Source organism: Blastococcus sp. TML/M2B, from assembly GCF_016612865.1.
Taxonomy (GTDB): domain Bacteria; phylum Actinomycetota; class Actinomycetes; order Mycobacteriales; family Geodermatophilaceae; genus Blastococcus.
Genome location: NZ_JAENZZ010000002.1, coordinates 1,283,000 through 1,303,368 on the forward strand (window position 1 = coordinate 1,283,000; position 20,369 = coordinate 1,303,368).

Below are 20,369 nucleotides of genomic sequence, written 5' to 3' on the forward strand. Positions count from 1 at the left end.
GCGGGCACTCTATGTGACCGTGTGCTGGGGGTCACCCGGAGCCGAGGAGCGGCCGGGCCGCGCCCCGGGCGAGGGAGGACGACGGCGCGTGGCCGCGATCAGCACCGGCGGACCCGACGCACGGCTGCGGCACGCCCGCACGGCGGTCGGCGCCTGCTTCTTCGCCAACGCCGTCCTCTACGCCAACCTGGTCCCCCGGCTGCCGGAGCTCAAGGCCGAGCTCGGGCTGAGCAACACCGCCCTGGGCACCGCGCTCGCCGCCCAGCCGCTGGGCGCGCTGGTCGCCGGGGTGGCCGTGGCCCCGCTGATGACCCGCCTCGGCTCGGCCCGGATCGCCGGCGGCGGCCTGGTGCTGCTGGCCGCGGCGGTCTGGGCGGCCGCGGCCGCTCCGCAGTGGGGTGTGCTGGCCGGCGCGCTGCTGGTCGCCGGCGCGGTGGACGCCGCGGTCGACGTCGCCCAGAACGCCCAGGGGCTGCGGGTGCAGCGGCGGTACGGCCGCTCGATCATCAACGCCTTCCACGGCACCTGGAGCGTGGGGTCGCTGGCCGGCGGGCTGCTCGGTGCGGCCGCCGCGGGCCTCGGCGTGCCGCTGTCCTGGCACCTCGGCGTGGTCGCCGTGCTGGTCGCCGTCCCCGCCCTGGCCGGCGTGCGCCTGCTGCTGCCCGGCTCCGACGACCCGCCGCCGGACGCCTCCGCTCCCCGCCCGCGGGCCCGCGCGCGGTCGCGCGCCGTCGTGGGCATCGCCGCGCTGGGTGCCCTGGCCGCGTGCGCCGTCGTCGTCGAGGACGCCGGGAGCTCGTGGAGCGCGCTGTACCTGCGGGTCGAGCTGGACGCCGGGCCCGCCGTCGCCGGGCTGGGCTTCGTCGCGCTCTCGCTGGCGATGACGGTGGGCCGGTTCACCGGTGATCGCGCCGTCGACCGGTTCGGCCGGCGCCGGGTGGTGCAGGCCGGCGGGCTGCTCTCCGCCGTCGGGTTCGGCGCGGCGCTCGCGATGCCGTCGGTGCCCAGCACGCTGGCCGGGTTCGCGCTGGCCGGGCTGGGGGTCGCGACCCTCGTGCCGGCGGCCTATACCGCCGCCGACGAGCTGCCCGGGCTGCGGCCGGGGCTCGGCCTGGCGGTGGTCAACGTGCTGCTGCGCACCGGCTTCCTCGTCGTCCCGCCGCTGGTCGGGGTGATCGCCGACGCCAGCAGCCTGCGGGTGGCGCTGCTCGCCGTCGTGGTGGCCGGGGTGGGCACCGCGCTGCTCGCCCGGTCGGTCCCGCGGGGCTGAGCGGGGCACGCCGAGGATCGGCGGACCCGCTGCCCCGGGCGCCCGCTGCGCTTGGATGGGGGGGCCCATCGACGACGACGAGGAGTGCGACATCCCCACCGCAACGACCGCGGCGACCGGCCCCGTGCGGGTCGAGGTCCGCGGACTGACCAAGTCCTTCGGGGCCGTCCGGGCGGTGACCGACCTGGGGTTCACCGTGGAGCCCGGCCAGGTCACCGGCTTCCTGGGGCCCAACGGCGCGGGCAAGACCACGACGCTGCGCATGGTCCTCGGGCTCATCCGCCCCGACACCGGGACGGCGACCTTCGACGGCGTCCCCTACGCGGACCTGCCCGATCCGGTGCGCACCGTCGGCGCGGTGCTCGAGACGGCGTTCCACCCGGGACGCTCCGGGCGCAACCACCTGCGGGTGTACTGCCGCGCCGCCGGCCTGCCGATCGAGCGCGCCGACGAGGTGCTGGTCCAGGTGGGCCTGGCCGACGCCGGCAACCGCCGCGCCGGCAGCTACTCCCTCGGCATGCGGCAGCGGCTGGCGCTGGCCACCGCGCTGCTGGGCGACCCCGCCGTCCTGGTGCTCGACGAGCCGGCCAACGGCCTGGACCCCGAGGGCATCCAGTGGCTGCGCGGCTTCCTCCGGCACCTGGCGCACGAGCAGGGGCGGACCGTGCTGGTGTCCAGCCACCTGCTGTCGGAGGTCGAGCAGACCGTCGACCGCGTGGTCATCGTGGGCGCGGGCCGGCTGGTGCGCGAGGGCTCGATGAGCGACCTGCGGGCCGGTGCCGACGGAGCCGGCACGGTGCTCGTGCGCAGCCCGGAGGCGGGCCGGCTGGCCGAGGCCCTGCGGGCCGACGGCGTGCAGCTGGCCCTCGACGGCACGGCCCTCACGGTCACCGGGCGGACCACCGACGAGATCGGCGCCCGCGCCTTCGCCGCGGGGGTGGAGCTGCACGAGCTGCGCTCGCGCACCAGCGGCCTGGAGGAGATCTACTTCCAGCTCACCGCCGGGCAGGGCCAGTTCGCCGCCCCGACCGCCGGTACCGCCGTCCCCGAGGGAGCAGCCCGATGACCCGGCTCGTCCGCGCCGAGTGGACCAAGCTGTTCACCACCCGCGTCTGGCTCGCCATGCTGATCGCCGCGGCCGTGCTCACCGCCGGGTTCGCCGCGCTGATGACCGCCTTCGCCGGGAACCCCGACAGCGGGCTGCCGCCCGTCGGCACCGCGGAGTTCGAGCAGACCGCCCTCGCCCAGGCCTCGGGCGCCACGATCCTCACGATCATCCTGGGGATCATCGGGGCGACCCAGGAGTACCGGCACCGGACGGCGACGCCGACGTTCCTCACCACGCCTCGCCGCGGGCGCGTCGTCGTCGCCAAGCTGATCGCCTACGCGCTGGCCGCGGTGCCCTTCGCCGTCGTGGCGGTGCTCGTCGGGTACGTGACCGTCGTGATCTACGCCGGTGCCCGCGGCGCCGCGCCGTCCCTGACCGCCGACAACCTCGAGGTCATGCTGACCTCGGGCCTGGCGCTGGTCATCTACGCCGTCATCGGCGTGGGCCTGGGCGCGCTCCTGCGCAACCAGGTGGGCGCCATCGTGGCCGCGCTGGTCTACCTGTTCGTGGTGGAGGGGGTCATCCGCTCCATCCCCGCCACCTCCGGTGCCTACAAGTGGCTGCCCGGCGGGGGCCTGGAGGCCATGACGGCGACGGTCGACGGCCCCGAGCTGCTGGGCGCCTGGCAGGGCGGCTTCCTGCTGCTCGGCTACGGCCTCCTGGCGGCGCTGCTCGGCACGTTCCTGTCCGTCCGGCGGGACGTCGTCTGACACCTCCGGCGGCCGCGCCCGGGCGACCGGCGCGGCCGCCGTCACGCCCGGTCGGCCGCGGCCGACGGGCGTAGACTGCCCGCTCAGCCATCCTTGCCCCGAAGACGCAGCCCAGAGACGAAGAAGGCACTCGACCCCGTGTCAAGCGAGAACTCATCCCGGCCCTCCGCCCAGTCCCCGGTGACCGGCTTCGGCACCAACGAGTGGCTGGTCGAGGAGATGTACCAGCAGTACCAGTCCGACCCGTCCAGCGTGGACCAGGCCTGGCACGAGTTCTTCGCCGACTACCGCCCGGGCAGCCCGGTCGACGGCGGGGTGCGCGAGAACGCCCCGGCACCGGCCAAGGCCGCGAGCCCGGCACCCGCGAAGGCCGCGACCCCGACGCCCGCGCCCGCCGCGAAGCCGGCCCCCGTGCCCTCGCGCCCCGAGCCGCAGTCCGAGGGCACCGTCGTCGCCCGCGCCGCGGACCGCGCCGACCAGCAGCAGCCGGCCGCCCCGGCGCCGAAGGCCGCCAAGCCCGCCACCCCCGCGCCGGCCACGGGCGCGACGCAGTCGCCGCTGCGCGGCGCCGCCGCGGCGGTGGTCAAGAACATGAACGCCTCGCTCACCGTGCCGACGGCCACGAGCGTGCGCGCGGTGCCGGCCAAGCTGCTGGCCGACAACCGCATCGTCATCAACAACCACCTCAAGCGGGCCCGCGGCGGGAAGATCTCCTTCACCCACCTCATCGGCTACGCGCTGGTCCGCGCGCTGGACGACTTCCCGAACATGAACAGCGCGTTCGCCGAGGTCGACGGCAAGCCGGTGCACGTCCAGCCCGAGCACGTGAACTTCGGCCTGGCCATCGACCTGCCCAAGCCCGACGGCTCGCGGTCCCTGGTGGTCGCCTCGATCAAGGCCGCCGAGGAGATGGACTTCGCCCAGTTCTGGGCCGCCTACGAGGACATCATCCGCCGGGCGCGCGGCGGCAAGCTGACGATGGAGGACTTCTCCGGCACCACGATCAGCCTGACCAACCCCGGCACGATCGGCACGGTGCACTCGGTGCCGCGGCTGACCGCCGGCCAGGGCGCGATCGTCGGCGTCGGCGCGATGGAGTACCCCGCCGAGTTCCAGGGGATGAGCCCCGAGGCGCTCACCGAGATGGGCATCTCCAAGATCATCACGCTCACCTCGACCTACGACCACCGGGTCATCCAGGGCGCGGAGTCCGGCGACTTCCTCCGCCGCCTGCACGCGCTGCTGCTGGGCGAGGACGGCTTCTACGACGAGGTCTTCCGCTCGCTGCGGATCCCCTACGAGCCGGTGCGCTGGATGCCGGACGTGCGGGTGAGCACCGAGGGGCAGATCGACAAGGAAGCCCGCGTCATCGAGGTCATCGAGGCCTACCGGCGCAACGGCCACCTCATGGCCGACACCGACCCGCTCGAGTACCGGGTCCGCAAGCACCCCGACCTGGACATCCGCGAGCACGGCCTGACGCTGTGGGACCTCGACCGCAAGTTCCCGGTCGGCGGGTTCGCCGGCGAGCGGATGATGGCGCTGCGCGACATCCTCGGCGTGCTGCGCAACTCCTACTGCCGCACGGTCGGCGTGGAGTACATGCACATCACCGACCCCGAGGAGCGCGAGTGGCTCCAGAAGCGGGTCGAGGTCGCGCACGAGCAGCCCGACCGCGAGAAGCAGAAGCACGTGCTCGGCCGGCTCAACGCCGCCGAGGCGTTCGAGACCTTCCTGCAGACCAAGTACGTCGGGCAGAAGCGGTTCAGCCTCGAGGGCGGTGAGTCGCTGATCCCCGTCCTCGACGAGGTGCTGCTCGCCGGCACCGACCACGGCCTGGACGAGGTCGCGATCGGCATGCCGCACCGCGGCCGGCTCAACGTGCTCGCCAACGTGCTCGGCAAGAGCTACGCGAAGATCTTCGGCGAGTTCGAGGGCAACATCGACCCCGGCACCGTCCAGGGCTCGGGCGACGTGAAGTACCACCTCGGCGCCACCGGCACCTTCCGCAACCCGTTCCGCTCCGACGCCGAGATCGCCGTCTCCCTGGCCAGCAATCCCAGCCACCTGGAGACGGTCAACCCGGTGCTCGAGGGCATCGTGCGGGCCAAGCAGGACATGATCGACAAGGGCGAGCAGGGCTTCACCGTGCTGCCCGTCCTGCTGCACGGCGACTCCGCGTTCGCCGGCCAGGGCGTGGTGCAGGAGACCCTGAACCTCTCCCAGCTGCGCGGCTACCGCACCGGCGGCACCGTGCACGTCGTCGTCAACAACCAGGTCGGGTTCACCACCAGCCCTGCCGCGGCCCGATCGAGCCTGTACTCGACCGACGTCGCGCGGATGATCGGCGCCCCGGTCTTCCACGTGAACGGCGACGACCCCGAGGCGTGCGTGCGGGTCGCCCGGCTGGCCGTGGACTACCGCCAGGCGTTCAAGAAGGACGTCGTCATCGACCTCGTCTGCTACCGCCGCCGCGGGCACAACGAGGGCGACGACCCGTCGATGACCCAGCCGCTGATGTACGACATCATCGACCGCAAGCGCTCGGTCCGGAAGCTGTACACCGAGGCGCTGGTCGGCCGCGGCGACATCACGCTCGAGGAGGCCGAGGAGGCCCTCAAGGACTACCGCGGGCAGCTCGAGCGGGCTTTCGCCGAGACCCACGACTCCAAGGACTCCTCGGGCCCCGAGCCGGTCATGGACCCGCGCACGGCCAACGAGTCGCAGCTGCAGACCGCCATCACCCCCGAGGTGCTCAAGGCGATCGGCGACGCGCACGTCTCGTTCCCGCCGGAGTTCACCCCGCACCCGAAGCTCAAGAAGATGCTCGAGCGGCGCGCGGCCATGGTGACCGAGGGCGGCGTCGACTGGGCCATGGGCGAGCTGCTCGCCTTCGGGTCGCTGCTCATGCAGGGCGTCCCGGTCCGGCTGGCCGGCCAGGACTCCCGCCGCGGCACCTTCGTGCAGCGGCACTCGGTGCTCATCGACCGGGAGACCGCCGCGGAGTACACGCCGCTGGCCAACCTCTCCGACGAGCAGGCCAAGTTCTTCGTCTACGACTCGCTGCTCAGCGAGTACGCCGCCCTCGGCTTCGAGTACGGCTACTCGGTGGCCAACCCCAAGGCGCTGGTCCTCTGGGAGGCGCAGTTCGGCGACTTCGTCGACGGCGCCCAGATGGTCATCGACGAGTTCATCAGCTCCGGCGAGGCCAAGTGGGGCCAGCGCTCCGGCGTGGTCATGCTGCTGCCGCACGGCCTCGAGGGCCAGGGCCCGGATCACTCCAGCGGTCGCATCGAGCGCTTCCTGCAGCTGTCGGCGGAGAACAACATGACCGTCGCCAACTGCACGACGCCGGGCAACTACTTCCACCTGCTGCGCCGCCAGGCGCTCTCGGACGTGCACCGGCCGCTGGTCGTGTTCACCCCTGAAGTCGCTGCTGCGGGCCAAGGTGGCGGTCAGCCCGGTCAGCGACTTCACCGACGAGGGCTTCCGGCACGTCCTGCCCGACCCGGGCGTGGCCGGCCGGCCGCTGGACGGTGCGGCGGTGCGCCGGGTGCTGCTGTGCAGCGGCAAGGTCGCCTACGACCTGATGGCCCAGCGCGAGTCCGAGGGCTCCACCGACGTCGCCGTCGTCCGGGTCGAGCAGCTCTACCCGCTGCCCGCCCAGCAGATCGCCGAGGCGCTGGAGCAGTACCCGAACGCCACCGACGTGGTGTGGGTGCAGGAGGAGCCGGCGAACATGGGCGCCTGGCAGTTCATGGCCGTCAACCTCCCCGAGCACCTGCCCTCGGGCCGCACGTTCCGGCGGGTCAGCCGGCGCGCGTCGGCCAGCCCGGCGGTCGGCTCGGCCAAGGTGCACGACGTCGAGCAGCGCCAGCTGGTCGCCGAGGCGCTCGCGAAGTAGCCCGCGATGTACTTCACCGACCGGGGCCTGGAGGAGCTCGCGCAGCGGCGCGGCCAGGAGGAGGTCAGCCTCGCCTGGCTGGCCGACCAGCTCCAGGTGTTCGTCGACCTGCACCCCGACTTCGAGGTACCGGTCGAGCGGCTGGCCACCTGGCTGGCCCGCGGCGGCGCGGACGCGGACGACGACGACTGACAGAGGGGCCCCTCCCACCGGGAGGGGCCCCTCTGCGCGCCTCCCCCGCATGCCCGGCCCTCGGGCGCACGCTGGGTAGGTGCTCGGTCACTCCCATGCCCTCTCCGGCCTCGCCGCCGGGGCGGCGACCCTCCCCTGGGCCCCGGTCTCGGGGACCGTCGCGCAGATGTCCTGGATCGCGGCGGCCGGTGGGTTCGCCATGCTGCCCGACCTCGACCACCGCGGGTCGACGGTCTCGGACATGTGGGGGCCGGTGACCGACGTCCCCTCGGGGCTGGTCGGCAAGGTCACCGGCGGGCACCGCTGGGGCACGCACGACGCGGTGCTGGCGCCACTGGCGCTGGGAGGGCTGGCGATCCTCGCGGCGGACGTCTACTGGTCCAGCCTGCTGCTCATGGCGCTGGCCATCGGTCTGGCGCTGCACGCACTCCACTTCGTCATCCCCGGCACCACCGAGACGACGATCGTCGGCAACATGGCGCTGTCGTGGGCCGGAGCCTGGTGGCTGCTGGAGCACAGCCCGCAGCCGACCTGGCTGCCGTGGGCGGTGGCCCTCGGCGTGCTCACCCACATCGCCGGGGACGCGCTCACCAAGGCCGGGGTCCCGCTGCCGGTGCTCTGGCTGGTCCGCCGGACGCGCATCGCGTTCTCGCCGATGCGCACCGGGACGGTGTTCGAGAAGGCCGTGCTGGTGCCGGCGTTCCTCCTCGCCACCGTCGTTCTCATCTGGGTGAACACCGACATCAGCCGCACGTTCGACCCGATCGTCGACCGGTTCAGCAGCGCCGGTTGATCCACGCCCCGGGCGTCAGACGGTGACGTGCTGCTCCCGGGCGCACGCCGCGACGGCCTCGGCGACGGCGGTCGCGACGCGGCGGTCCAGGGGGCTGGGCACGATGTACTCGGGCCGCAGGTCCTCCCCCACCACGTCGGCCAGCGCGACGGCGGCGGCCAGCTTCATCTCCTCGGTGATGCTCGTGGCACCGGCGTCGATCGCGCCGCGGAAGACGCCGGGGAAGGCGAGCACGTTGTTGATCTGGTTCGGCAGGTCGCTGCGCCCGGTGGCGACGACGGCGGCGTGCCGGGCGGCCATCGCCGGGTCGACCTCGGGGATCGGGTTGGCCAGCGAGAAGACGATCGCGTCCTCGGCCATCGCGGCGATCGACGACTCCGGCACCGAGCCGCCCGAGAGCCCCAGGTAGACGTCGGCGCCCACGAGCGCGTCGGCCATCGTCCCGGCGTGGCCGGACGGGTTGGTGTTCTCCACCAGCCACTGCTTGCTGGCGGTCAGGTCGCCCCGGCCGGCGTGCAGCAGGCCCCGGGAGTCGGCCACCACGAGCTCCCCGACGCCCGCCTCCAGCAGGATCTTGGTGCAGGCCACGCCCGCCGCGCCCGCGCCGGAGACGACGACCCGCAGGTCCGCCATCGCCCGCCCGGTCACCCGGGCCGCGTTGCGCAGGGCGGCGAGCACGACGATCGCCGTCCCGTGCTGGTCGTCGTGCATGACCGGGATGGGCAGCCGCTCGCGCAGCCGCTCCTCGATCTCGAAGCAGCGCGGCGCGCTGATGTCCTCGAGGTTGATGCCGCCGAACGAGGGGGCGATCGCCACGACGGTGTCCACGATCTCGTCGACGTCGGTGGTCGACAGCACGATCGGCACCGCGTCCAGGCCGGCGAACTCGGAGAACAGGCAGGCCTTGCCCTCCATGACCGGCAGCGCGGCCGCCGGGCCGATGTCCCCCAGCCCGAGCACCGCGGTCCCGTCGGAGACCACCGCGACCACCCGGGAGGCCCAGGTGAACCGGCGGGCCAGCGCCGGCTCCGCGTGGGATCGCGCTGGACACGCGGGCGACGCCCGGCGTGTAGGTCAGCGCGAGGTCGCCGATCGACTCGATCCGCCGGGTCGGGACGACGGAGAGCTTGCCGCCCTCGTGCACGGCGAAGGCCGGGTCGTCGGCGAAACGGTCGGGCTGGGCGTCGTCCGCACCCGGGTTGCCGCTCATGGTGCCAGGAGCGTAATCCGGGCCCGGAGCAGCCGTGCCGCTACGGTGCCACCGTGGAGATCCGAGAACTGGCCGTGCCCGACAGCTACGTCATCGATCTCGTCCCGCACGGCGACTCCCGGGGGAGCTTCACCGAGTGGTACCGCGCGGACGTCCTGTCCGAGGCCGTGGGCCACCCGCTGGGCCTCGCGCAGGCCAACCACAGCGTCTCGGCCCGGGGTGCACTGCGCGGCATCCACTTCGCGCTCGTCCCGCCCGGGCAGGCGAAGTACGTCTACTGCCCGGCCGGCCGCGTCCTGGACGTCGTCGTCGACATCCGGGTGGGCTCGCCGACGTTCGGCGTGCACGACAGCGTGGTGCTCGACAGCGATGCGCCGCGCGCGGTCTACCTGGCCGAGGGGCTCGGGCACGCCTTCGTCTCCCTCGCCGACGGCAGCTCCCTGACCTACCTGGTCTCCACCGGCTACGACCCCACCCGCGAGTTCGGCATCCACCCCCTGGACACCGAGCTGGACCTGCCGTGGCCGGCCGACGTGGAGTTCGAGCTCTCCGCCCGGGACCAGGTCGCCCCGACGCTGGCCGAGGCCCGGGAGAAGGGCCTGCTGCCCACCTGGGCGGAGAGCACCGCCCGCTACGCGCAGCTGCGCGGGGCCTGAGCGCTCAGACCTCCGGCGCCGGGGCGACCCGGCCCGGGCGCGGCCACAGCCGGGCCACGACCCGCCCCACGACGACGGCCGGCCCGAACGCGCGGCTGTCGTCGCTCCGGACGGCGTTGTCGCCCTCCACCCAGTGCCCGCCCTCGACGGCCCGGCGCACCCGCTTGACGACCAGCAGCTCCGGGCGGGCGGGGAACCGGGCGACGACGACGTCCCCCGGGCGCACCCGCGAGGGGTCGCGCACCGACCGGGCGAGGACCTGGTCGCCGTCGCGCAGCGTCGGGGACATCGAGGGTCCGCTCACCCGTACCCGCGTCCAGACCGCGTCGAGCGCCCGAACGCCCAGGTCGTCCCCGCTGTCGTCCGTCCTCACCGGGAGTAGGGTCGCAGACGAACCCACCCATGAGACCGGAGGCTATCCCCATGCGCCTGTTCCGCATGTTCTCCGCCGTGGAGGCCACCGCGCACTGCGACCTCCCCTGCGGCGTCTACGACCCCGCCCAGGCCCGCATCGAGGCGGAATCCGTCAAGGCGATCCAGGAGAAGTACCAGGGCAGCGACGACGAGGTCTTCAAGATGCGCTGCGTGCTCATCAAGGAGCAGCGCGCCGACCTGGTCAAGCACCACCTGTGGGTGCTCTGGACCGACTACTTCAAGGCCCCGCACTTCGAGAAGTACCCGCAGCTGCACGAGCTGTTCAACAAGGCCACCAAGCAGGCCGGCGCCGCCGGCGGCAAGGGCAGCATGGACCCCGCCGAGGGCCAGAAGCTGCTCGACTACATCGCCGAGATCGACAAGATCTTCTGGGAGACCAAGGCCGCCTGACGGTCCGCACTCCCCCTGCGTCCTCGCCGATCCGGCGATACGCTGGTCGACGAAGCTCAGCTGCCGGGCCACCCCACGGGGTGACCCGGCAGTCGTCTGTCCGCCCGGCGCACTACCGCGCGTGCGCCTGGGGTTCGCCCGTGCGCGGACCGGAGGACCTCGTGATCGACGTCGGCGCTCTGCTGGAGAAGGTGGAGAACGCGGCACCGATCGCCGCGGTCGAAGCCGTCGCCGGAGCGCTCCGCGAGATGGTCGCCGCCCGATCGGCCGCGCTGCTCATCGCCGACTTCAGCGGCCACTCCGTCGTCCGGCTGACCTCGGCAGGGCCCGTCTCCGGGGCCCGCACCCACGACGGCGAGCAGGCCGAGACCCTCCCGCTGGAGGGCACCCCGTACGACCGCGTGATCCGCACCCAGCGCGTCCACGTCGAGGAGCTCGGCGACGGCGCGCGCGTGCTGGCCCCGGTCACCGACCGCGGCGACGCCATCGGTGTCCTGGAGCTGGTCCTCCCCGGCTACCCGTCGGCGGACGACGTCGCCGACATCGGCAGCGCGGCGCACGCCCTCGCCTACGTGGTGATCGCCGCGCGCCGGCACACCGACGTGTTCGAGTGGGGCCAGCGCTCCACCCCGTTCGCGCTGGCCGCCGAGATCCAGCGCCGGCTCCTGCCGGCCTCCTACACCTGCGAGGCCGGGCAGTTCACGCTGGCCGGCTGGCTGGAGCCGGCCGGTTCCGTCGGGGGCGACACCTTCGACTACACCCTCGAGCGCAACGCGCTGCACCTCTCCATCACCGACGCCGTCGGCCACCAGGTGGAGGCGGCGCTGCTGGCCACCCTGCTGGTCGGCAGCCTGCGCAACGGCCGGCGGCGCGGCCTGGACCTCGCCGCGCAGGCCGCCTACGCCAACGACAGCCTGGCCGACAACTGCCTGCCCGGTCAGTTCGTCACCGGGCAGCTGCTCGACCTCGACCTGCGCACCGGCGCCGCGCGCGTCGTGAACGCCGGGCACACCCTGCCCCTGCGGCTGCGCGACGGCCACGTCGAGGAGATCGACCTCCGCGTCGAGCCGCCGTTCGGCGTCCTGCCCGGCAAGTCCTTCCAGGTGCAGCCGTTCCCGCTGGAGCCCGGCGACCGGATCGTCTTCCTCACCGACGGCATGCTCGAGCGCAACGCCGCCACCCTCGACGTCGCCGCTGCCCTGGCCGACAGCGCCGACCTGCACCCTCGCGAGGTCGTGCACGAGCTCGGGGGCGCCGTGCTGCGAGCCACTGGTCACGACCTCAAGGACGACGCGACGATGGTCTGCCTCGACTGGTACGGCGGCCCGCAGCGCGACCGCAGCACCTGAGCTCGGCGCCGACCCCTCCCGGGCGTCGACCGTCGCGCGCCCGGAGTGAGCCGGTGCCCGGCCGGTACGGTTCAACCACGATGCGCATCGACCGGGCCGGGTGGCCTTTCCTCACCGGACCCCTGGTCCCCGCTGCCGGCCTGCTGGCGCTGAGCCGCGTCACCGGCCGCCGCGGAGCCCGGGCGGCCGCCTGGCCGCTGCTGGGCCTGTCCGCGTACATGGCGCTGTTCTTCCGCGACCCCGACCGGCGTTGCGACGTCGAGCCGGCGGACCCGGACGAGGTGCTCTCCCCGGCCGACGGCGTGGTCATGGTCGCCGGCGAGCCGCAGGAGGGTGTCGCGCCCCCCGGCGAGTGGCAGCAGGTCAGCGTCTTCCTCTCCGTCGTCGACGTGCACGTGAACCGGTCGCCCTACCGCGGCGAGGTCGTCGAGAGCTCCTACCGGCCGGGCAGCTTCCTCGCGGCCTACCGGCGGGACTCCGCGCACCGCAACGAGCGCTAAGCGAGCTCTGGCTCCGCGACGGCGAGCGCACCGTGGTCTTCCGGCAGATCGTCGGCGTCCTGGCGCGGCGGATCGTCACCCGCACCGGCGTCGGTCAGCGGCTGGCCACCGGTGAGCGGATGGGCCTGATGAAGTTCGGCTCCCGGATGGACGTCTTCGTGCCGCTCGACTGCGAGCTGACCGTGACGACGGGGCAGCGCGTGCGCGGCGGCGATACCGTCATCGCCCGCTGGCCCGCCGCCCGCTGAGGCCCCCGGTGCCGACGCGGCGCACCGCCACGGCCGAGTTCGTGCGCGGCTCGGTCACGGGTTCCCGGCGACGGGCCCTGGCCACCCTGCCCAGCCTGTTCACCCTCGCCAACATGGGCTGCGGCTTCGGGGCGATCCTCGTGTCCATCCGCGGCGAGCACGGGGTGGCCGCCGTCCTCATCGGGCTGTCGGTGCTGTTCGACATCCTCGACGGCGCGGTGGCGCGCAAGGTCGGCGCCGTCACCCCGTTCGGCCTGCAGTTCGACTCGCTGGCCGACCTCGTCTCCTTCGGCCTGGCCCCGGCGCTGGTGGCCTTCACGCTCTTCTCCGAGGGCCGCGACGAGTGGGACGTGCTCGGCTGGGTGGCCTGCTTCCTGTGGGTCGCGTGCGCGGCGATCCGGCTGGCCCGGTTCAACGTGACCATCGACCCCACCGCCGACAAGCGGTACTTCACCGGCATGCCCAGCCCCGGCGCCGCCGGCGTCGTGCTGGCCTCTGTGTTCGCGTTCGGCGACCAGATGCAGGGCCGGGACCGGCTCTGGGTGCTGCTGGTCATGGCCGTGCCGGCGCTGCTGATGGTCAGCAACGTGCGCTACCGGTCGTTCCGCTCGCTGGTGAGCCCGCGCAGCGGCCGGCCGTACGGCCCGATGGCGGTGGCGCTGCTGCTCGTCGTCGCCTTCGCGCTCGCCCCGGTCCACACCGGGATCGTCCTGGCCTACGGCTACCTGTTCGCGCCGGTGCTCGTGCCGGTGCTCTCCCCGCTGGCCCGTCTGGTGCCGGCCTCGATCAAGGAGGCGCTGTCGTGACGGTGCGACCCATCCGGCCCGGCGACGTCCCCGCGGCCGTGGGGCTGGTGCGCGAGCTGGCGGACTACGAGCGGGCCCTGCACGAGGTGCGCCTCACCGAGGAGCAGCTCACCGCGTGCCTCTTCGGCGAGGCCCCCGCGCTGTTCGGCCACGTCGCCGAGGACGACGAGGGCCGCGTCGTCGGCCTCGCGCTGTGGTTCCTCAACTTCTCCACGTGGCGCGGCACGCACGGCATCTACCTCGAGGACCTCTACGTGCAGCCCGCCCAGCGCGGCCGCGGGCTGGGCCGCGCGCTGCTGAGCACGCTGGCCGCGGTCTGCGTGGAGCGCGGCTACTCGCGGCTGGAGTGGTCGGTGCTGGACTGGAACACCCCGTCGATCGAGTTCTACCGCGCGGCCGGTGCCGTCCCGATGGACGACTGGACGGTCTTCCGGCTGACCGACGACGCGCCCTGACCGCCTTCGCCGCCCCGCGGTAGACCGGTCACGGGAGGCCCGGCCACCCCGCAGGGCCTAGCGTGACCGCCGTGACCACCGAGCGCGTCCCCGCCGAGTGCTGGCTGACCGACATGGACGGCGTGCTGGTCCACGAGGAGCAGGCGCTGCCGGGCGCGGCCGAGTTCCTCGAGCGGCTCGTCGACCGCGGCCGCCGCTTCCTCGTGCTCACCAACAACTCGATCTTCACCCCGCGCGACCTCGCCGCCCGGCTGGCCCGCACCGGGCTGCACGTGCCCGAGGAGTCGCTGTGGACCTCCGCGCTGGCCACCGCGGACTTCCTGCGCACCCAGCTGCCGGGCGGGTCGGCCTACGTCATCGGCGAGGCCGGGCTGACCACCGCGCTGCACGAGGTCGGCTACGTCATGACCGACACCGACCCCGACTACGTGGTGCTGGGCGAGACCCGCACCTACTCGTTCGAGGCGATCACCCGCGCCATCCGCCTGATCGGCCGCGGCGCCCGCTTCATCGCCACCAACCCCGACGTCACCGGCCCCTCGCCGGAGGGGCCGCTGCCCGCGACCGGCTCGGTCGCGGCGATGATCACCCGCGCGACCGGCGCCGAGCCCTACTTCGTGGGCAAGCCCAACCCGATGATGTTCCGCAGCGCGATGAACCGGATCGAGGCGCACTCGGAGTCCACGGTGATGATCGGCGACCGCATGGACACCGACGTCGTCGCCGGCATCGAGGCGGGCCTGGACACGATCCTGGTGCTGTCCGGCTCCACCGCGGCGGCCGACGTGGCCCGCTTCCCGTTCCGCCCGGGCCGGGTCCTGGACTCGATCGCCGACGTCATCGACCTGGTCTGAACCTCAGCGGTCGAGGTAGGCCAGCCGCGCCTCGGGGGTCATGAGCAGGTAGACGACGCCGGCCACGAGCACCAGCACCGGGATGCCGATCTCCGGCCGCGCGGCCTGGAACGTCGCGACGAAGCCCGCGGCCCCGAAGAACACCTGCAGGGCGATGACCGGCCCCCGCGCCCACCCCGCGAGCCGGCGCAGGCCGACCGCGGCGGCGCCCAGGACGCCCGCGGCGAGCCCCGCGAGCACGACCTCGGCCAGCGCGCGGGGCACGCTCTCGGGGTCGCCGGTGAGGGTCAGCCAGAGCAGCACCAGCGCGAGGACGACGAAGCCGGCGGCCTCCACGGCGACCAGCGCGGCCGCCTGCCGCACCGAGCGGGGTGCCTCCTCGCGCGGCGGCGCGGGCCGCACCTCGGGCGCGGGGGTCACCGCACCGAAGAGCCGGTCGGCCAGCCGGCGCGGCTGCGGCGTCTGCTCGGTCACGACGGCGAGGTTACGCGGGCCCCGCGGGCCGGTCCGCCGGTTGCGCACACCTCCCACGCGGGCCGGGTGCCCGGAGCTAGCCTGGTGGTCATGCGCGCGCTCGTGGTGGTCAACCCCGCGGCGACCAGCACCACGTCCAAGATGCGCGACGTCCTCGTCGGCGCGCTGGCCAGCGAGCTCAAGGTCGACGTCGCCGAGACCGAGCACCGCGGCCACGGCCGGGAGCTCGGCGAGCGGGCGGCCTCCGACGGCCTGGACCTCGTCGTCACCCTCGGCGGCGACGGCACGGTCAACGAGGTCGTCAACGGGTTGCTGGCGCACGGCCCCGGCGCGCACCTGCCGACCCTGGCGGTCGTGCCGGGCGGCTCCACCAACGTGTTCTCCCGGGCGCTGGGCCGCTCCCGCGACCCGGTCGAGGCGACCGCGGAGATCCTCGCCTCGGTGCGGGCCGGCCGGACCCGGCTGGTCTCCCTGGGCACCGCCAGCGCCACCGGCACCGCGCACGAGGCGGGGTGGACCGACCCCCGCTGGTTCGTCTTCGCCGCGGGGCTCGGCTTCGACGCCGAGGTCATCGCCCGGGTCGACGCGCAGCGGGCCCGCGGCCGGCGCTCCACGGGGGCGCTGTACGTGCGCGAGGGGACCAGCGCATTCCTCCGCGGCCGCGAGCGCCGCCGTCCGGCGATGACCCTGCAGATCCCCGGCGAGGACGACGTCGAGGGGCTCTTCCTCTGCCTGGTCTCCAACGTGAGCCCCTGGACCTATCTCGGTGCGCGGCCGGTGCAGCCCTCCCCCGAGGCGTCGTTCGACACCGGGCTGGACGTCTTCGCGCTGGGGCGGACCAACCCGGTCGGCATGCTGCGCACCCTGCGCCGGGCGCTCGCCGAGCGGCCGCAGCACCGCGGCCGCGGCCTGCACCGCCGGCACGACCTGGCGGAGCTCACGCTGACCGCCGTCCGGCCGCAGGGCTGGCAGGTCGACGGCGAGCACCTGGGCACCGCGACGGGGCTGCGGCTGCGGTCGGTCCCGCACGCCCTGCGCGTCGTCTCCTGACGGCTCCCTGGCAGTAAACGTCGCCGAGCGCATGGTGCCTCGCCCTGCCGAGTGGCGGGCCTATCACGAGCGTGGTGAGGTTGCTCACGCGGGGGTCGGCACTGGCCTCGTTTCTGCTTGACAGTCGCCGCCCGCGTGAAAGCATCGCTGCAGGAACGCAACCTGCCGGTAACACAGCAGGCAGTCACTGCCGCAAGGCGCTGGAGACCCCGGTGTCGGCCCGGTGGCGTCGGCCCGGCCGCAGGCCGGGCCAGCGACTGACCTAGAAACCGTAGACGACACCGAGGAGAACACCGCCATGGACTGGCGCCACCGCGCGCTCTGCCGGGACGAGGATCCGGAGCTGTTCTTCCCGATCGGGACGGCCGGCCCGGCCGTCGTCCAGATCGAGCAGGCCAAGGCCGTGTGCCAGCGTTGCCCCGTCGTGACGTCGTGCCTGGACTGGGCGCTCAGCTCGGGCCAGGACTCCGGCGTCTGGGGCGGCCTGTCCGAGGACGAGCGGCGGGCGCTCAAGCGCCGCCAGGCTCGCACCCGGGTCCGCACCGCCTGACCGCCAGCAGCACCGGCCGCGCCGCGGCCACACCGATCGCCTCGAGGCCGGTCCGGGATCCCCCGGGGCCGGCCTCAGCGCCGTCCCGGGCGGGTCAGCGGCGCGGCAGGCCCGCGCCGGGCAGCGTCAGCACGACCTCGGTCCCCCGCCCCGCCGGGGGGACGGTCGTGCGCAGGCCGCCCCCCAGCTCGCTCTCCACGAGCGTGCGCACGATCTGCAGGCCCAGCCCCTCGCTGACCGACGGGTCGAACCCCGCCGGCAGGCCGCGGCCGTCGTCGCGCACCCGCACCACGAGGTCGTCCCCGGTCCGCTCGGCGAGCAGCTCGATCGAGCCGGGCTCCCCCTCCGGGAAGGCGTGCTCGGCGGCGTTGTGCAGCAGCTCGGTCACCGCGAGGACCAGCGGCGTCGCCGTCGCCGCCGGGAGCTCGCCGAACGAGCCGGTCCGGCGGGTGCGCGCCGCCGGCCCCACCGAGGTGAGGTCGCCGAGCATGGGCAGCACCTGGTCCAGCACCTGGTCGACGTCGACGACGTCCTCCCGGCTTCCGGCCAGCGTCTCGTGCACCAGGGGCGATGGAGGCCACCCGGCGCACCGACTCCTCCAGCGCCTCCCGCGCGGCCGGCACGGTCATCCGGCGGGCCTGCAGGCGCAGCAGCGCGGCGACGGTCTGCAGGTTGTTCTTCACGCGGTGGTGGATCTCGCGGATCGTCGCGTCCTTGCTGAGCAGCGCGCGGTCCCGGCGGCGGACGTCGGTGACGTCGCGCACCAGCACCAGCGCACCCTCCTCCGCGCCCGGCGCCTGCAGGGGCAGCGCGCGCACGAGCACCGTCGCGCCGGCGGCCTCGACGTCCATCGGGTCGGGGAACCCCCCGGCGACCGCCGCCGCGATGCCCGCCGCCACCTCCTCGCCCACGACCCGCTCGCGCGCCGCCGACCGGGTGACCTCGGCCAGGTCGCGGCCGACCACGTCCCCCGCCACGCCGATCCGCCGGTAGGCCGACAGCGCGTTGGGGCTGGCGTAGACGACGCGGCCCCGGGCGTCGAGCCGCAGCAGTCCGTCGCCCACGCGAGGGCTCATCTCGGCGTCCTGGAGCTTCTCCGGTGGGAACGTGCCCGCGGAGATCATCAGGCAGAGGTCGCCGGCGATGTCGAGGTAGGTGTGCTCGAGGGTGGAGGGCGCGCGGGTCACCGCCAGGTTGGTGTCCCGGGCCAGCACGGCGACCACGACGCCGTCGTGGCGGACCGGGACCACCTCGCGCCGGCGGGGAGCGGGCCCCGACCAGTCGGGCGCCCCCTCGGTCACCGGCCGTCCCCTGCCGTAGGCCGACCGGAACGGCCCTGCCTCCTCCCCCGCGACCTCGGTGCCGACGAGGTCCTCCGGGCGGCAGGTCGGCGCCGTGAGCGGCCGCACCTGCGCCACGCACCACCACGAGCCCGGCTGCGGCAGGGGTACCCAGAGCGTCAGGTCGGCGAAGGAGAGGTCGGCCAGCAGCTGCCAGTCGGCGACCAGCCGGCGGCAGTGGTCGACCTGGGCCGGGTCGGAGGCCGTGCCACGGGTCAGGCGCTCGGAGAGGCTGTTCATGGTGCGACCGAGCGTAGAGAAGGCGCACCGCGGGGACGGCGCACCGCCTCCTACGCTGCTCGGTGTGGCCGACTCCCCCGCACCCCCCGCCGTCCGGATCGAGCCCGCCACCCCGGCGGACCACGCCGCCATCGCGGAGCTCACCGTGTCGGTGTACATCGACGGGGAGCTGGCCGGCCCGAGCTACACCCCCGAGCTGGCCGACGTCGCCGGCCGGGCCGACCGCGCCGAGCTGCTGGTCGTGCGCGACGACGACGGCCGGGTGGTCGGCAGCGTCGCGCTCGTGCTGTCCGGCGACTTCGGCGAGGTCACCGAGTCCGACGACGAGGCCGCCGTGCGGATGCTCGTGGTCGACCCGGCCGCGCAGGGCCGCGGCATCGGCGAGCTGCTGATGACCGACTGCCTGCGCCGGGCACGGGCGGCGGGCAAGCGCCGGATGGTGCTCTCCACCGGACCGAAGATGCTCGCGGCGCACCGCCTCTACGAGCGGATGGGCTTCACCCGGCTGCCGGAGCGGGACTGGACGCCGGTCCCCGGCATCGACCTGCTGGTCTACGCCCTCGACCTCTGAGGGCGGCTCAGCGGTCCAGCCACGGGAAGCCGAGGCCGAACCTCTGCCCGGGCCCACCGCGGACGACCGACGAGCAGTTCCCGTCGTCGACGGTCACCGCGCGGCGGGTGCCGGTCCGGTCCTCGACGACGGCGGTGTGCACCGGCTCCTCGCTGGCCCCGCAGTCCGCGATGGCCCCGAGGATGCCGTGCATCCCGATGCGGACGCGCTCGGCCTCGCCCTCGGTCAGCTCCCGCAGCACGGGCTCGCTGCTGCCGGGCGACCACGTGCAGACGATTCCGCGCACCGCCGTCAGCGGCAGGACCATCGGGGCCCGCATCCCCGCGGCGTAGCCGGTGTCGAGGGACGCCGACGCGCCGTCCCGGTCCACGGCCGAGGGGTCTTCCGGGTCCTCCGGGCACACGAGCGGCGTCCCCGGCCGGGGCGTCCTCGAACCGGTCGGCGTACTGGCGCCCGAACGCCGTCATCAGCAGCCCGTACACCCCCAGCCCGTCGGGCCCGCCGACCCCCGCGCCGGTCCCGGGGAACCGTCCCACGCAGTCGGGATCGGTCGCACCGACGATCGTCGTCACGCCGCCGTCCGCATAGCCGATCTGGACCTCGTAGGTGCGTCCGTCGGCCAGCAGGGGTGCCGCGCCCTCGTCGTAGGAGGAGAGGTGGCAGGGCCACCCCGCGGGCACGTCCTCCGCGTCGCGCTCCGCGAGGCCGGCGAGCAGCTCCAGGTGCGAGGTCAGCGCGTCCGACGGCACCTCGGCGGGCAGCAGGTGCCGCTCCGGTCCGGGGCAGAAGCGCGCCCAGACCGGCGTGCCCTCGACGCTCCCCCGCGTCGCCTCGGCGGGATCGAGGCACGCGGCCGGGCCCGCATCCGGAGCCGCCTCCGGGGGCGCGCCGTCCGCGGCCGTGCAGGCCGAGGTCGCCAGGCAGGCGAGGGTTCCGGCGAGGACGGCGAGGCGGCGCACCGCCGCATCATGCCCGGTCACGCCCCCGGAGGAGGCGGTTCAGCTCGCGACGGTCGCGATGAGGTCGCCCTCCTGGAGGACCTCGCCCTCGACGACGTGCAGCGCCTCGACGGTGCCGGAGAGCTCGGTGAGCACCGGGATCTCCATCTTCATCGACTCGAGGATGACCAGCGTGTCGCCCGCAGCGACCTGCGCGCCGGGCGCGACCAGCACCTTCCAGACGCTGGAGACCATCTCGGCGTGGATCTCCTCGACCGCCACCGGACCTCCCTCGTCGCCGGGCCGCGCCGGGGTGCCGCGCGGCC

The 20,369-nt window shown here is 74.3% G+C and carries 23 protein-coding genes and 2 pseudogenes; 18 read left to right on the top strand and 7 right to left on the bottom strand.

Translation table 11 applies throughout. From position 1 onward, the window contains the following. Nucleotides 1–88 precede the first annotated feature (88 nt). From JKP75_RS14680 to JKP75_RS14705, 7 genes and pseudogenes are all read left to right on the top strand, one after another. Nucleotides 89–1,270 (top strand): MFS transporter, encoded by a 1,182-nt coding sequence (locus JKP75_RS14680; RefSeq protein WP_200490576.1) that lies wholly within the window; start codon nucleotides 89–91, stop codon nucleotides 1,268–1,270. 55 nt (nucleotides 1,271–1,325) lie between these two features. Continuing rightward, a complete protein-coding gene (locus tag JKP75_RS14685) occupies nucleotides 1,326–2,336 on the top strand; it encodes an ABC transporter ATP-binding protein (protein WP_200490575.1) in 1,011 nt (336 codons plus the stop codon). Continuing rightward, the gene (locus JKP75_RS14690; protein ID WP_200493194.1) at nucleotides 2,333–3,088 is read left to right on the top strand and encodes an ABC transporter permease; all 756 of its coding nucleotides are present in this window, start codon (nucleotides 2,333–2,335) and stop codon (nucleotides 3,086–3,088) included. The genes JKP75_RS14685 and JKP75_RS14690 overlap by 4 nt, the downstream gene beginning before the upstream one ends. A gap of 219 nt (nucleotides 3,089–3,307) precedes the next feature. Beyond that, a pseudogene (locus tag JKP75_RS14695) lies at nucleotides 3,308–6,457 on the top strand (multifunctional oxoglutarate decarboxylase/oxoglutarate dehydrogenase thiamine pyrophosphate-binding subunit/dihydrolipoyllysine-residue succinyltransferase subunit); the annotation flags it as partial. A gap of 145 nt (nucleotides 6,458–6,602) precedes the next feature. After that, on the top strand, nucleotides 6,603–6,992 hold the full coding sequence (locus JKP75_RS21595) for a hypothetical protein (RefSeq protein ID WP_309230007.1): 390 nt from the start codon (nucleotides 6,603–6,605) through the stop codon (nucleotides 6,990–6,992). A gap of 6 nt (nucleotides 6,993–6,998) precedes the next feature. Continuing rightward, nucleotides 6,999–7,184: a DUF6104 family protein gene (locus JKP75_RS14700; protein WP_200490574.1), complete on the top strand. Its 186-nt coding sequence runs from the start codon at nucleotides 6,999–7,001 to the stop codon at nucleotides 7,182–7,184. Nucleotides 7,185–7,263: 79 nt separating this feature from the next. Beyond that, nucleotides 7,264–7,977 carry a metal-dependent hydrolase gene (locus tag JKP75_RS14705; protein WP_200490573.1) on the top strand — a complete coding sequence of 238 codons (714 nt, stop codon included), beginning with the start codon at nucleotides 7,264–7,266 and terminating at the stop codon, nucleotides 7,975–7,977. A gap of 15 nt (nucleotides 7,978–7,992) precedes the next feature. Here the strand turns inward: JKP75_RS14705 and JKP75_RS14710 are convergent, their stop codons facing one another. Further along, entirely contained in the window at nucleotides 7,993–8,958 is a 966-nt protein-coding gene (locus tag JKP75_RS14710) for a malic enzyme-like NAD(P)-binding protein (protein ID WP_309229871.1), read from the bottom strand. 282 nt (nucleotides 8,959–9,240) lie between these two features. Between JKP75_RS14710 and JKP75_RS14715 the strand changes: the two genes are divergently transcribed. Next, a complete protein-coding gene (locus JKP75_RS14715) occupies nucleotides 9,241–9,843 on the top strand; it encodes a dTDP-4-dehydrorhamnose 3,5-epimerase family protein (protein ID WP_200490572.1) in 603 nt (200 codons plus the stop codon). A 4-nt stretch (nucleotides 9,844–9,847) separates the two neighbouring features. Here JKP75_RS14715 and sodX read toward each other — a convergent pair whose 3' ends face one another. Further along, nucleotides 9,848–10,216: a nickel-type superoxide dismutase maturation protease gene (gene sodX, locus JKP75_RS14720; RefSeq protein ID WP_309229872.1), complete on the bottom strand. Its 369-nt coding sequence runs from the start codon at nucleotides 10,214–10,216 to the stop codon at nucleotides 9,848–9,850. A gap of 50 nt (nucleotides 10,217–10,266) precedes the next feature. Here sodX and sodN point away from each other — a divergent pair, with 50 nt between their 5' ends. From sodN to JKP75_RS14750, 7 genes are all read left to right on the top strand, one after another. Continuing rightward, on the top strand, nucleotides 10,267–10,668 hold the full coding sequence (sodN, locus tag JKP75_RS14725; protein WP_200490570.1) for a superoxide dismutase, Ni: 402 nt from the start codon (nucleotides 10,267–10,269) through the stop codon (nucleotides 10,666–10,668). A gap of 140 nt (nucleotides 10,669–10,808) precedes the next feature. Further along, nucleotides 10,809–12,017, top strand: a complete 1,209-nt coding sequence (locus tag JKP75_RS14730; RefSeq protein ID WP_309229873.1) for a PP2C family protein-serine/threonine phosphatase — start codon at nucleotides 10,809–10,811, stop codon at nucleotides 12,015–12,017. An 80-nt stretch (nucleotides 12,018–12,097) separates the two neighbouring features. Next, nucleotides 12,098–12,517, top strand: coding sequence for a phosphatidylserine decarboxylase (locus JKP75_RS22985; protein WP_255523320.1), 420 nt, complete (start codon nucleotides 12,098–12,100; stop codon nucleotides 12,515–12,517). 32 nt (nucleotides 12,518–12,549) lie between these two features. Beyond that, nucleotides 12,550–12,765: a phosphatidylserine decarboxylase gene (locus tag JKP75_RS22990; protein ID WP_309229874.1), complete on the top strand. Its 216-nt coding sequence runs from the start codon at nucleotides 12,550–12,552 to the stop codon at nucleotides 12,763–12,765. Between the two features lie 8 nt (nucleotides 12,766–12,773). After that, a complete protein-coding gene (gene pssA / locus JKP75_RS14740; protein WP_200490567.1) occupies nucleotides 12,774–13,571 on the top strand; it encodes a CDP-diacylglycerol--serine O-phosphatidyltransferase in 798 nt (265 codons plus the stop codon). Continuing rightward, nucleotides 13,568–14,026, top strand: coding sequence for a GNAT family N-acetyltransferase (locus tag JKP75_RS14745; protein WP_200493195.1), 459 nt, complete (start codon nucleotides 13,568–13,570; stop codon nucleotides 14,024–14,026). The genes pssA and JKP75_RS14745 overlap by 4 nt, the downstream gene beginning before the upstream one ends. A 113-nt stretch (nucleotides 14,027–14,139) precedes the next feature. Beyond that, nucleotides 14,140–14,880 (top strand): HAD-IIA family hydrolase, encoded by a 741-nt coding sequence (locus JKP75_RS14750; protein ID WP_200491356.1) that lies wholly within the window; start codon nucleotides 14,140–14,142, stop codon nucleotides 14,878–14,880. 3 nt (nucleotides 14,881–14,883) lie between these two features. Here JKP75_RS14750 and JKP75_RS14755 read toward each other — a convergent pair whose 3' ends face one another. Next, entirely contained in the window at nucleotides 14,884–15,354 is a 471-nt protein-coding gene (locus JKP75_RS14755) for a hypothetical protein (RefSeq protein WP_200490565.1), read from the bottom strand. Between the two features lie 90 nt (nucleotides 15,355–15,444). Between JKP75_RS14755 and JKP75_RS14760 the strand changes: the two genes are divergently transcribed. Both JKP75_RS14760 and JKP75_RS14765 read left to right on the top strand, forming a co-directional pair. Next, complete coding sequence (locus JKP75_RS14760) at nucleotides 15,445–16,404, top strand: diacylglycerol kinase family protein (protein ID WP_200490564.1); 960 nt, start codon at nucleotides 15,445–15,447, stop codon at nucleotides 16,402–16,404. 298 nt (nucleotides 16,405–16,702) lie between these two features. Beyond that, nucleotides 16,703–16,954, top strand: a complete 252-nt coding sequence (locus tag JKP75_RS14765) for a WhiB family transcriptional regulator (protein ID WP_200490563.1) — start codon at nucleotides 16,703–16,705, stop codon at nucleotides 16,952–16,954. 94 nt (nucleotides 16,955–17,048) lie between these two features. Here JKP75_RS14765 and JKP75_RS21600 read toward each other — a convergent pair whose 3' ends face one another. Both JKP75_RS21600 and JKP75_RS21605 read right to left on the bottom strand, forming a co-directional pair. Next, entirely contained in the window at nucleotides 17,049–17,444 is a 396-nt protein-coding gene (locus JKP75_RS21600) for an ATP-binding protein (protein WP_242471726.1), read from the bottom strand. Between the two features lie 136 nt (nucleotides 17,445–17,580). After that, a pseudogene (locus tag JKP75_RS21605) lies at nucleotides 17,581–18,693 on the bottom strand (histidine kinase N-terminal domain-containing protein); the annotation flags it as partial. Here JKP75_RS21605 and JKP75_RS14775 point away from each other — a divergent pair. Further along, on the top strand, nucleotides 18,599–19,105 hold the full coding sequence (locus JKP75_RS14775) for a GNAT family N-acetyltransferase (RefSeq protein WP_309229876.1): 507 nt from the start codon (nucleotides 18,599–18,601) through the stop codon (nucleotides 19,103–19,105). The pseudogene JKP75_RS21605 and the gene JKP75_RS14775 sit on opposite strands and share 95 nt — an antisense overlap. 7 nt (nucleotides 19,106–19,112) lie before the next feature. Here JKP75_RS14775 and JKP75_RS14780 read toward each other — a convergent pair whose 3' ends face one another. Continuing rightward, the gene (locus JKP75_RS14780; RefSeq protein WP_200493196.1) at nucleotides 19,113–19,475 is read right to left on the bottom strand and encodes a hypothetical protein; all 363 of its coding nucleotides are present in this window, start codon (nucleotides 19,473–19,475) and stop codon (nucleotides 19,113–19,115) included. 628 nt (nucleotides 19,476–20,103) lie between these two features. Continuing rightward, nucleotides 20,104–20,325 carry a biotin/lipoyl-binding carrier protein gene (locus tag JKP75_RS14785; protein WP_200490560.1) on the bottom strand — a complete coding sequence of 74 codons (222 nt, stop codon included), beginning with the start codon at nucleotides 20,323–20,325 and terminating at the stop codon, nucleotides 20,104–20,106. Nucleotides 20,326–20,369 lie beyond the last annotated feature (44 nt).